This is a genomic window from aff. Roholtiella sp. LEGE 12411 (assembly GCF_015206995.1).
In the GTDB taxonomy this organism is placed as follows: Bacteria; Cyanobacteriota; Cyanobacteriia; order Cyanobacteriales; family Nostocaceae; genus Komarekiella.
In genome coordinates, this window is sequence record NZ_JADEXR010000007.1 from 31,643 (window position 1) to 43,778 (window position 12,136).

General features: G+C 41.6%; 10 protein-coding genes. 7 read left to right on the forward strand and 3 right to left on the reverse strand.

From position 1 onward, the window contains the following. The first annotated feature begins 158 nt into the window (after window positions 1-158). The gene (def, locus tag IQ246_RS02925; protein ID WP_193999966.1) at window positions 159-722 is read left to right on the forward strand and encodes a peptide deformylase; all 564 of its coding nucleotides are present in this window, start codon (window positions 159-161) and stop codon (window positions 720-722) included. 12 nt (window positions 723-734) lie between these two features. Next, on the forward strand, window positions 735-938 hold the full coding sequence (locus IQ246_RS02930) for a hypothetical protein (RefSeq protein WP_193999968.1): 204 nt from the start codon (window positions 735-737) through the stop codon (window positions 936-938). Between the two features lie 155 nt (window positions 939-1,093). Here IQ246_RS02930 and IQ246_RS02935 read toward each other — a convergent pair whose 3' ends face one another. Continuing rightward, window positions 1,094-2,338 carry a glycosyltransferase gene (locus IQ246_RS02935; RefSeq protein WP_193999970.1) on the reverse strand — a complete coding sequence of 415 codons (1,245 nt, stop codon included), beginning with the start codon at window positions 2,336-2,338 and terminating at the stop codon, window positions 1,094-1,096. A 104-nt stretch (window positions 2,339-2,442) separates the two neighbouring features. After that, a complete protein-coding gene (locus IQ246_RS02940) occupies window positions 2,443-3,897 on the reverse strand; it encodes a DUF2079 domain-containing protein (RefSeq protein ID WP_193999972.1) in 1,455 nt (484 codons plus the stop codon). Window positions 3,898-4,578: 681 nt separating this feature from the next. Here IQ246_RS02940 and IQ246_RS02945 point away from each other — a divergent pair. From IQ246_RS02945 to IQ246_RS02965, 4 genes are all read left to right on the forward strand, one after another. Continuing rightward, window positions 4,579-5,406, forward strand: a complete 828-nt coding sequence (locus IQ246_RS02945; protein ID WP_193999973.1) for a PD-(D/E)XK nuclease family protein — start codon at window positions 4,579-4,581, stop codon at window positions 5,404-5,406. 61 nt (window positions 5,407-5,467) lie between these two features. Then, window positions 5,468-6,109: a GNAT family N-acetyltransferase gene (locus tag IQ246_RS02950; RefSeq protein WP_193999974.1), complete on the forward strand. Its 642-nt coding sequence runs from the start codon at window positions 5,468-5,470 to the stop codon at window positions 6,107-6,109. Between the two features lie 129 nt (window positions 6,110-6,238). Next, complete coding sequence (locus IQ246_RS02960) at window positions 6,239-8,776, forward strand: DHH family phosphoesterase (RefSeq protein WP_244141914.1); 2,538 nt, start codon at window positions 6,239-6,241, stop codon at window positions 8,774-8,776. Between the two features lie 124 nt (window positions 8,777-8,900). Beyond that, the gene (locus IQ246_RS02965) at window positions 8,901-9,557 is read left to right on the forward strand and encodes a Uma2 family endonuclease (protein ID WP_193999976.1); all 657 of its coding nucleotides are present in this window, start codon (window positions 8,901-8,903) and stop codon (window positions 9,555-9,557) included. 185 nt (window positions 9,558-9,742) lie between these two features. On the opposite strand, the gene IQ246_RS02970 is transcribed toward IQ246_RS02965, so the two are convergent. Further along, window positions 9,743-10,438 (reverse strand): YdcF family protein, encoded by a 696-nt coding sequence (locus IQ246_RS02970; RefSeq protein ID WP_193999978.1) that lies wholly within the window; start codon window positions 10,436-10,438, stop codon window positions 9,743-9,745. 309 nt (window positions 10,439-10,747) lie between these two features. On the opposite strand from IQ246_RS02970, the gene ctpB reads away from it, so the two are divergent. Then, a complete protein-coding gene (gene ctpB / locus IQ246_RS02975) occupies window positions 10,748-12,097 on the forward strand; it encodes a carboxyl-terminal processing protease CtpB (RefSeq protein WP_193999980.1) in 1,350 nt (449 codons plus the stop codon). The last annotated feature ends 39 nt before the right edge of the window (window positions 12,098-12,136 follow it).

The following is a 12,136-nucleotide window of genomic DNA, read 5'->3' on the forward strand; positions in this document are numbered from 1 at the left end:
TCTAACTCCCTTTTTTCCCACTTCCCATTCCCTATCCCCTATCCCCCATTCGGTGTCTCTACAAGTCAGTTCACGAATCAAATCGGATTACCTGGGGTCTGGCTGAGATTGATAGAATTAGAGTAATAGGAATTTTCACAATCTAGCCATCGAGACTCATGCCCTCTGAAATTGCTGTAGAGAAAAAAAAGTTAAAAAGTCCGCCTTTGGAGCTACATTATTTAGGCGATCGCGTGCTACGTCAAGCTGCTAAGCGGATTCCTAAAGTGGATGACGAACTCCGCCAACTAGTGCGTGAAATGCTGCAAACTATGTACAGCAAAGATGGCATTGGTTTGGCTGCACCCCAAGTGGGAATTCATAAACAACTAATTGTCATCGACCTTGAACCAGATAACGCAGTTAACCAGCCCTTGGTACTAATTAACCCCACAATTAAACAAGTTAGCCGTGACATCTGCGTTGCTCAAGAAGGGTGTTTGAGCATTCCCAATGTTTACCTGGATGTGAAACGCCCCGAAGTCGTGGAAATTGCTTATAAAGACGAGTATGGTCGTCCGCGGACATTGAAGGCGAATGACCTACTTGGCCGCTGCATTCAACATGAGATGGATCACCTCAACGGGGTAGTATTTGTAGACCGTGTGGAAAACTCCTTGACTTTGGCACAGGAGTTATCGAAGAATGGCTTCTCGTATCAAGCGGTGAAACCAGTAGCATAGGGTAATTTAGTCGTGTATTTAACTCCAAAAAGCGGTTTATTTCTAGGTGGTTCTTGCATAACAGCGATCGCAGCCGTAGGTTCCATCTTTGAACTCAGTTACGGACAACCAGATTTGGGTGTCCAAGTCACTGCGATTATCCTGGGATTGAGCATTCCACTCACAGGATTATTTTTCTTTGCCGCAGTGAGGGACGCAAGGGCTAACATTAAGTAAGCATCAGGTACATAAAAAAGGTAAAGGGATGAATCAAGAATACAAAATTCATCCTTTTACCTTTTATTTTTGGTTTTCATCTTCCACTGCCTCTAGAGTTTTCAACAAAAGTACCCTGAAGTCGCGGCTAGAAAAACCTAACCCGCGAAGACGGACTATTTCACGTCGGTCACTCGCCAGCTTAATTTCAAATTAACCCAGAAATTCCAAATAGTAGCAACTGCGATCGCAATGAAGTTAGCTATGTAGCGGTTAGGAATCAGGAAATTGAATATTAAATTCAACACCAGTACATTCAACACAAGTCCAGCAAGGCAAACGATGTTGAATTTGAAAAAGCGCTTCAGGCGATGACGCCATTCCTGCTGGTTTATGCTGACATCAGCAAAAGTCCAGGCGTCATTCCACAAGAAATTATTGCAAATCGCAATTTCACCAGCAATAATTTTACTGCGTGTCAAGGGCCAGGCTAGGGTTGTTGGATCACTAAGCAAGTAAAGTACTGTCATATCTACAAATACTCCACTTAGTCCCACTAAACCAAAACGGAGGAACCGACCAATGGGAAAATTGGTTTTTCGACTCAATTTTCCTAGTCGTCCTGTAGAAATCCGCAACCGCAATAAGTGGTGTATGTAATCTATATATTGCTTCCATGTCACTTTGCTTTCACCCTCTTTGCGCTCGCAAAAAACATAACCTACCTCGGCAATTTCGCCTACTCTTCCTCGCCCAATTACCTCAAGGAGAATTTTATATCCTACTGGATTAAGTGTTATGGCTGCGATCGCATTCCGACGCACCATAAAATAACCACTCATGGGATCAGAAACTCTGCCCAGCACACCTGGTAAAATAGTCAATCCCAACACCTGTGCGCCACGGGATAAAAAACGCCTAACAACACTCCAACTACTTACACCACCTCCTTCTACATGACGACTGGCTACTGCCAAATCTGCTCCCTGTTCAATTGCACTGAACAGTTGCGTCAAAACTTCTGGTGGATGCTGCAAATCCCCATCAATTACCCCTAGCACACGCCCTCTAGCTACTTGCCACCCACGAATCACCGCAGAGGATAGCCCCCGCTCGTGCTGGCGTCGCATCACCTGTAACTGCGGGTATATTTCCATCAAAGATTGCGCTACTTCCCAAGTGCGGTCTGGGCTATCATCATCTACTACAATCAATTCGTAGTTTCCTGGGATAGCTTCATCCAGCAACTGGCTCAATACGCTGACAACATTCTTAATATTGTCTCGCTCTTTATACGTGGGAATTACTAGAGAAAGATGGATAGATTTGCTACCTACACCCATGCTAATAGGAGTAAGTTCAGAAATCTGCAAAGGCCCAGATGGTATTGGTAACAATGAAGTAAGTTGGTTGTTACTCATAAAGCATAATCAAAGTTGTAAAAGAGTAGTTTTCCGTCAATATTGCGTTAATAGTTTTAGAAATTATAGATGTTTTTACTCAAATTAAAGACTTGGTTTTATTTTTAGTATTTCCTCTCGAATAAGTAAACCTGATGCTGCTCATAGTTCAATTCCAAGCGTGGATTATCTTTAAGTTGATTGATAAAGTTAGTTGCAGAATTATTAGTTTTAAAATTATTCCTAAAACTCGAATATTGTAAATTTAGTAATATATACTCAAAACTATCGAAGTTAGGAGAAACAGAAGGATTACTATGCCAAGAACCATAATAATTAACTAAGGGACGGTGGGTTACATGAGGTACAATCTCATGAGTTGTTAAAACACTTCCCTGAGTACGAATTCGTGTAATTGCAGTTTGAGTTGCTTGCAAATTTGACCAGTCAAAAAAAGAGTTTTGAAAATCTATTCGGGATAACCTGGTTGTCACACCTAATAACAAAACAATTAACATGAACAAGATAATTTTCCGTCCCTGTTTCAGCCATCCTCTATTTGCAGCAAGGGTAGAAATTATGGGTAAGAACATAAAGGGGATGATGAGTAAGGAATAGTGATTATCTATTTGTCGCTGAGAAGAATAGCTAGAGAGGATATTTAATCCCAATATGGGAAGTGCCCCAATTAACGGAGATAGATGCCGAGGTGACAATCCCCAGATTAATGGCAGTACCAACAAAGCTAAATATTTGAGTGTATCCAGAGAGATAATTTTACTCAAGATTATATTAGGTTTGAGGAACAAATTCTTGACAAATTCTAAAGGAGTTTCACCTAGATATTTATACCTGTTTACTCCATTTAGATAACCTATGGTGACATCCCCGGTTGCATTAGCACTAAAGAATGGAATGATTACTTGAGTAGCAATTAAATACCAACTTACACCAGCAAATAATGCGATCGCACCATATAAACGCCTCTTCTCAAAAAAGAAAAGCCAGATACCCATAGCGAATACAGTCAGTGACAATACACTTTTGCAACTTAAGGCAAGAATAATAGCTAATCCAAACCACACTATTTTACCCAGACGTGCAGCCCAAACTGCTCCCAACAGTGCGGGAACTGCTAGAACTTCTGGATGAAAATCAAACAGATTACTGATCAGAACCACTGGATACATTAGATAGGCTACTGCTAAACCGATCGATTGTTCCTGCTTTAACCCAGCTTGGCGAGCTAAACCCCAGATTGGCCAAGCCCCCAAAGCTAGAGCTAGTGCTTGCACAGCTAACAACCAATGAACATCTGGATAAATTTTGTACAGCAAACTCAGTGGATAGAGGATCAATGCTGCGTGATCACCCAAAATATGAACATTTAAGATAGAGGAAATAGGTGTTTGACCCTGGCTAATTAAGTAAACTGCTTGGTCAAAAATTCCTAAGTCCCAAGCGCCAGAACGGAAAAGCGCGTGCCTCAAACTGCTGAAAGCGAATAATATTAAAGCGCTGACGCCAATTATCCAACCCATAGTATTAGGTTTTAGTTGTTGAGGAATTAAGCTACGCATAGTCTTGCAGTATCCTTTGATTCGCTTAAGGAATTTCTTCTAATTCAAAAGTCATGCTCACCTTGTCTATGCATTTGTCATCATAATTTGGATATTTCATTGGAGTTATCAAAAATCTGAGCAGTTACTTGAATGATGGCGACTATGTTATGTGTACCAAGTCTGCAATTTTATGTCTAAGTCAGGTTACTCTTAACCCATAAAGACTACTGGAGATGAGTAGATCGAGTAAAAAGTTTGTATGTAGCAAATCACTTTAATAACTGAGTGTCACTAATGATTTATTAATGAAAATATTGTATAACATAACACAGTATATTAATATGCCTGTAACATCCGCGAAAAGCAACTATTATTACGAATTCTTCATCAGAAAAATATAATGATTTTTGTTTTACTTATAAAAAGTTTGTACTGTAAGGTTGATGATTTTTTAGCTATTTCGTTTGTATAAAATTTAAATTAAAGCCTAGCATTCATAACTTACGCATTAGCAAATAAAATCAGATATAAATTAAAACAAAAGCAAAATTAACACACGTAAACTACTCTCCAAATGGGCGCTATACATGATTTTGATACAGATTCTCGCTTTGAGTACTTATTTACTAAGCCATAGAGACTATTTAGTCTAGTGGCTTAATTTGCCTAGATTTTTGACCGCGTTTCTAAAATATAAGAATGCTATCAACTACAACTCAACTATTGCGACTGTCTCAAGGACAGCTAAACTTGTTAGAAGCTTGTCCGCGTAAATTCCAACACACTTACTTAGAAAAACTCAGTTCTCCCTCAGATCCCGAACACGAGGAACGACAGACTTTGGGTAGTCGTTTTCACTTGCTGATGCAGCAGCGAGAAATGGGTTTGCCAATTGATAGTTTCCTACAAGTAGATGTCCAACTACAAAGATGGATGTCATCTTTTGCCAATGCAGCCCCAGAAATTTTAACGCCTGCAATAAATGACCAAACCTTCCGTGAAAGCGAACACTACCGGACTCTACAAGTTCAAGACTATTTGCTAACCGTTGTCTATGACTTATTGATTGCAGATAACCAGCAAGCGCAAATTCTCGATTGGAAAACTTATCCTAAGCCACTAAACAAAAGCAAGTTAGCACATAACTGGCAAACACGTCTTTATACGTACGTGTTAGCTGAAACTAGCGAATACTTACCAGAAAACATTTCAATGACTTACTGGTTTGTCCAGTCTGAAGGCAATCCACAAAGTATTAAATTTAATTACAATGCTGTCCAGCATGAGCAAACTGCTAGGAAACTTAATCAACTATTAAGCAAGTTGACAAATTGGCTACAACGTTATCAAAATAACGAGCAATTTCCACAAGTAGTGGAGGGTAGCAAAGCTTGTAATTATTGTCAGTTTGCCACACGATGCGAACGGGAACAATCTACTGCACAAGAATCGGATGACAATCAGCTAAGTGTAAACGGCACAACCTTGCTGTCCAATCTGGCTAATATTCAAGAAGTATCAATTTAATTGCAAAAAGCCTATTCCCTACTATGGATTTTTATATCAAAAAATTAAAACTTCCACAGCTATGACAAACTATGATGAAACTGACACAATTTACGTGCGTGAGTTAGGAATTGATGATATTGCTCCCATTTACCATTTGGGAGAAGAACTATTTACTAGCGACTTATATCCTTATTTGTACCGTACCTGGGATGAATGGGAGGTAATTGGACTTTACAATACAGATCCAGAATACTGCCTCGTTGCTGAAACGGATGGGGAACTAGCAGGATTTATTTTAGGAACAATTATTACCAAAGCATCCTGGACTTATGGATACATTTTATGGCTTGGAGTTAGTCCTAAGTTTCAGCGTCGAGGAGTAGCAGATAAGTTGGTTGATAAAGTTATTGCTCGCATGATTGAAGATGGAGCGAGGTTTATGCTGGTAGATACTGACCCTACCAACACTTCAGCATTAAAGTTTTTTAACCGCAAAGGTTTTGGTAATATTCGCCAGCATATTTTCTTGTCGATGAATTTAAGCAAGCATGAACATTATGGCAGATTGATTGATTATGAACACCAAAAAGCTGAAAGAGCAGGTTATAGGCGATCGCGCCCAGCAATTCGCGCCCGGAAACCCGATAGCGCGGCGAATGAAATAGTTCTCAATCCTCTTGTGAGTCAACCTCAAACGACTCAAGAAGAATCTCCAATTTGACCGTTGCCCAATTTAGGGCTGAGTCTATTTCAAAACAATGCATTTAAAAGATTCAATTTGATGGTGACATTTCTATATAGTAAACACAGCACTATCTAGCTTATTGCAGGGATTCAAGTATAAAACCAAATGCAGTGGATTCTATCAGCAACTGAACGACCACCGGAGTCGTTCATCCAAGCAGTAAAACAACATACACCCGCATCAAATGGATTATATGCGGCGCAATTGTTGTGGCAACGGGGAATTAAAAATCAGAAACAATTGGCAGCTTTTATCAACCATAAAGCTTATCAACCAGCAAGTCCGTTTGAGTTTGGTCAAGAAATGTATTTGGCGATCGCCCGGTTGCAACAAGCACGCAATAATAAAGAAAAAATTGCCATTTGGGGAGACTTCGACGCTGATGGTATCACCGCCACCGCTGTGCTGTGGGATGGTTTAGGAGAGTTTTTTGCCCAAAATACTCAATTAATTTACTACATTCCCAATCGCCTCACAGAATCTCACGGACTCAATGAACAAGGAATTAATAACTTAGATAAACAAGGTTGTAAGTTAATTGTCACTTGCGACACAGGCAGTACAAATATTAGTGAAATTATTTATGCCAAACAGCTAGGCATAGATGTAATAGTTACAGATCACCACACCTTACCCGCAGAACGCCCACCAGTCATAGCGATTATCAACCCCCGCTATTTGCCAAATGAAAAACTACAGACACCTGGAGATGGAGTTTTTGGGCATGGGAAAGAAGCTACCAATGCCCAATACCCTATGCCCAAAGCGGCGGGGCGACTATCCATCTCCACCCACCTGGAGATGGAGTTTCCCGTCGTTTTCAATGAACATCCACTATTTCATCTTTCTGGGGTGGCGGTAGCTTATAAGTTGGTGGAAGCACTTTATCAAACCCTACCTGATGTGCCCCAACATCCGTTAGAGGATTTATTAGACTTAGTAGCAGTAGGGCTAATTGCCGACTTAGTACAGCTAAGCGGCGATTGTCGCTATTTGGCGCAGTTGGGAATTCAACGCCTCCAAGAAGATTTTAAACACTCACCCACAGCGCGACGGCGGCCAGGGGTAGGGCGATTATTGGAATTGTGCCAGAAAAGTGGCGATCGCCCTACAGATATTTCCTTTGGTTTGGGGCCGCGCATCAACGCCGTCAGCCGTATCCAAGGCGATGCTAGTTTCTGCGTAGAATTATTAACTAGCCGCGATGCCAAACATTGTAACCAACTAGCTGAAGTTACAGAATTAGCAAACGCCCGCCGCAAGTCTTTACAGAAAGATCTACAAAAGCAAGTAGCGCAAAAACTTACCCAATTAGACCTATCAACCACTAGCGTGATTGTGCTAGAAGATGCCCAATGGCCTACAGGTGTGTTGGGCTTAGTCGCTGGACAAGTAGCACAAGAAACAGGACGCCCGACAATTTTGTTGAGTACCGAGGGACTGGGTACTGAGGAAAAGAAGGAAAGCAGAGGAGCAGGCGAAGAATTTCTAACTCAGCACTCAGCACTCTCATTAGCTCGTGGTTCCGCTCGTTCAGTGAACTCTGTCGATTTATACCAATTGGTAAAAGACCAAGCACATTTGTTGCATCGCTTTGGAGGACATCCCTTTGCAGCGGGTTTGAGTTTGTTGGTGGAGAATATTCCTTTATTTACAGAGGCGATTAATCAGCAGTTGCGGCAATCTTTGGGTGGTACAACCCTAAAGCCAACGGTACAAGCAGACTTAACAGTAACAGTAGCAGACTTGGGCAAAGAGTTATTTTTAGAACTGAAACTGCTAGAACCCTGTGGAATGGGCAACCCCGTTCCGAAATTGCTGATTCAAAACTGCTGGTTTGAAAATTCTTGGAATCGCAATCAGCAGGATTGGCAGGGTAAAAAGGTACAGTACATTAAAACCGAGTTTGATATTCGGGATGACTCCAGTAGAAGCGCCTTTCCTGGTATATGGTGGGGACACTATAAAGATGAATTGCCAATGGTAAGGTGTGATTGCATAGCAGAACTGGACTACAACACCTTTAAAAAACGCTACGAAATTAGATTAATTGCTGTACGTCCTGCTGCTAACTCAGAACTCACAACTCAACACGGGCTACGTCCCGCTACGCTAACATCATTCATTCTTGACTGGCGCAACCTAACCACTTCCGACTCCCTAGAGACGCGATTAATCGCGTCACTACCCACTTCCCCACTCCTGCTTGAAGATTGTCCTACGAACTGGGATGATTTACGCGCGTGGTTCCGGCGATCGCAATACAATCAACAACAACTAGCGATCGCTTGGTCTAAACCTAATCTGCAACCACCCAATCAAATTTGGCTAACTCTTGTCGGAATTGCCAAATATCTCAGTCGCACAAATCAACTAGTTACCCGCGTACAGCTTTTAGAGAAACTCGGCATACGCGATCAAACCTTACTTTTGGGAATTAAAGCTTTAAAATATTGGGGATTTACAGTCAAAACACAAGACCGTTATTTGCAAATCAGCTGGCATCCAACCGATAGCACCGAAAACTTTGCTGATGCAGTTGTTGCCCAATTTTTAGCTGCTGTCCGAGAAGAACAATTTCAGCAAAAATACTTTGCTGAAGTGCCCTTGTCTATTATCGTTGCAATGATTAATAGTCAGTAATCAGTTATCAGTTTTAAAGATTTATTGCTTTTGAAAGGACAAAAGTGTTTGCTACATACACGAGGCAATTCAGCCTGTGTAAGCAACACTATGATCAGAGTATTAGATCAATGGCAATCAACTCATGCTACAGTACGATCCGCTAGACTGCTTACCCTCCGCCGAGGATTTGCCCGACTCAGACGATACCCCTGTGGATAACGAGTTACAAAATTTGGTTTCCGGTTTACTCCAAGCCATACTAGCTATGGCATGGGCAGACCGTATGGACTGGTTTTTTGGCGTTGATATGGGGATTTATCACGATCCCAATCAGCCGGCGATTGTACCAGATGGGTTTTTGAGTCTGGGAGTTGAACGGATTTTTGATGAGAATCTGCGTTTAAGTTATGTTCTTTGGGAAGAACAGCGCGTACCAATTATGGCATTAGAGGTGGTTTCTCAGAAGCGGCGCGGAGAATACAGCACCAAGAAAGAATTTTATGCCCAGTTAGAAGTTTTATATTATGTCGTTTATAATCCCCAGCGGCGAAGAAAAACGACTTTAGAAGTGTATCGTCTAGTAAATGGTAAGTATCAATTGCAGCGAGGAAATCCAGTTTGGCTACCAGAAATCGGTTTAGGAATTGGTAGCGATCGCGGCACATATCAAGGCATTACACGCGAGTGGCTTTACTGGTATAACAAGCAAGGAAAGCGTTTATTAACACCAGAAGAACGGGTTCAAATCCTAGCAGAACGTCTCAGATCGCTCGGTGAAGATCCAGATTCTTTGGTTTAAAATGTGCTTCGATCTGAATTATAGCGATCGCAATCTCCAACAACCAAAGCATAAGCCGAAAAAACTGGTGAACGAGTATCAAAGACTCGTAGATAAATCAACTTAACGCAAAATAGGCGATCGCTATTAAGCAATACCCGACATAAATCAACTAATTTTGTTAACTGTAATATTCTTCATCACCTTTATCTCCCCAACTTGCCTTGATGTTCACACTTAAAACCTTGATGCTGCCATGACATATCTACATCCGTAAGTGCGATCGCATTTGCACATTGCGGCTGAATAATTTGACTTGCAATTGCCCAAAATAAGCTGCGCGTTAAATCTAATACTGTTTTTTGCCAATACTCACGATTACCAGGAATACCTTGCTCCTGAACAATCTCGAAATCCACCCAAATACCATGAGCGCCCAAGAGAATTTGTGCCATCCATTTGGCTCTTGGTAAGTGAGTTTGAGAAGTAATCAATCTTATATTATGTACCCCCCAATGGTGCAAAATCGGAATACCATAATAAAAATTTTCAAAAGTGGAATTAGCGCACTTTTCTAACCAAACTTGTTGTAAACTAACTGCTTCTCGCTGAAAAATTAACCACAAACATTGGTCTGGTGAACCATGAGAAATTAAAATTGGGATTTGCGGGTATTGTCTTGCTTGTTGAGCAACATAGATTTCTCGGCTAATACTGCCACCAAGCACAAAAAAGGCATCTATTGGCCGAGAAGATGCAAAAACCAAAGTTATGGTGGTAAAAATCAGCCAACTGAAGAAGATCAGGCATAATCCACAAGCTAATTTTTGTAACAATTGCCACAGTTTACCGAATTTACCCCTACTTGGGATTGATGATTTGATGGTAAATTTGCGTTTCATGACTTATGTAAAAAAAGCTTATTTAGTAGCTGTCTGACAGTACTGCAATTAAGCGATCAAAGTGCTATCTTATAAAAGTAATCTAGACTGCAAAGATGACGCTGATTAAAGTGTCACATGGTCAGTATAGCCTTCCGGAAAAGGCCAGCAAACTGAGAAATGATTGTTAACAACTAATACAGTATTTTTAACATCATTGAAACAAAATGATGCAGAGAGTATAACTGACTTTGGAGTATAAAAACTTAAAATTTTCTGAAAAGCCTGATTGCTAAACTGTCAACAATACAATTATTCCATCTGATATACATGAACCAATCTGCAAAAAGTTACTCGCCGCTCCAAGTAGCCTTGATTGGTGGAGCGATCGCCACGACTGCTGCTATCTCCGTGTTTGGCCCTGCTTGGACTCGCTGCGTTCGTGCCGCTCTAGCTCTACAAGATAGCCCCAAAGCACTTGTTGACCAAGCCTGGCAAGTGGTGAATCGTGAATATGTTGATAGTAAATTTAATCAACAAGATTGGCAAGCAACCAGGCAGAGCTTGTTAAATAAAGACTATTCTTCTCGTGAAGAAGCTTACACTGCCATCCGCGAAGCTCTACAAAAGTTGGGAGATCCTTACACTCGGTTTATGGATCCCAAACAGTATGAAGCCCTGACTAACCAAACATCTGGGGAAGTCTCCGGGATTGGTATTCGGATGGAAGTAAACGAAAAAACTAAGCGACTCACCGTTGTTGAAGCCATAGAGAATTCTCCGGCGCTGAAAGCTGGGATCAAAGCAGGCGATGAAATTTTGGCAATTGATGGCAAACCCACTCTCAAAATGAAAGTGGATGACGCCTCCAAGTTGATTCGCGGTAAAGCCGGTACTCCCATAAGCTTGCGACTGGGACGGACGGGGCAGAATATTTTTAATGTCAAGTTGACCAGAGCAACTATTGAAGTGCCAACAGTACGTTATACCCTCAAGCAAGAAGGAAATCGACGCGTTGGTTACATTCGTTTGCGAGAGTTTAGTGCCCACGCCGCAGAGCAAATGCAACGAGCCATCCGTGACTTGAACACTAAAAAAGCTGATGCTTATGTGCTCGATTTACGGGGAAATCCTGGCGGTTTGTTGCAGGCAAGCATTGAAATTGCCCGAATGTGGCTGGATAATGGTGGAATTGTCAAGACCGTAGACCGACAGGGAGGAAGTGAAGAAACTAAAGCTAATCGTACTGCCCTGACCAATCAACCTTTGGCAGTATTGGTAGATGGCAATTCAGCTAGTGCTAGCGAGATCCTCACAGGAGCACTCAAGGATAATAGACGGGCGGTAGTTGTTGGTGGTCAAACCTTTGGCAAAGCCTTAGTGCAGTCGGTTCACGAACTTGCAGATGGTTCCGGTTTAGCAGTGACCATTGCTCACTACTACACCCCCAAGGGAACGGACATTAACCACAAGGGAATTGCACCAGATATCAAGGTAGACTTGACAGAACCACAAGAACGCCAGTTGGCTTCTAATCCAGATTTAATCGGAACTAAGAGTGATCCGCAATATTCCCGCGCGATCGCAGTTCTATCTGGCAGTAATTTTGCTCAACCCCCAGTAAATCGTCCTTCCTCTTCCCTACCCCTGAGCGATCGCGCCAACGACTTGAAATTTTAAATTTACTAAACCTTGGATTGGGAATACTACATAGTAATC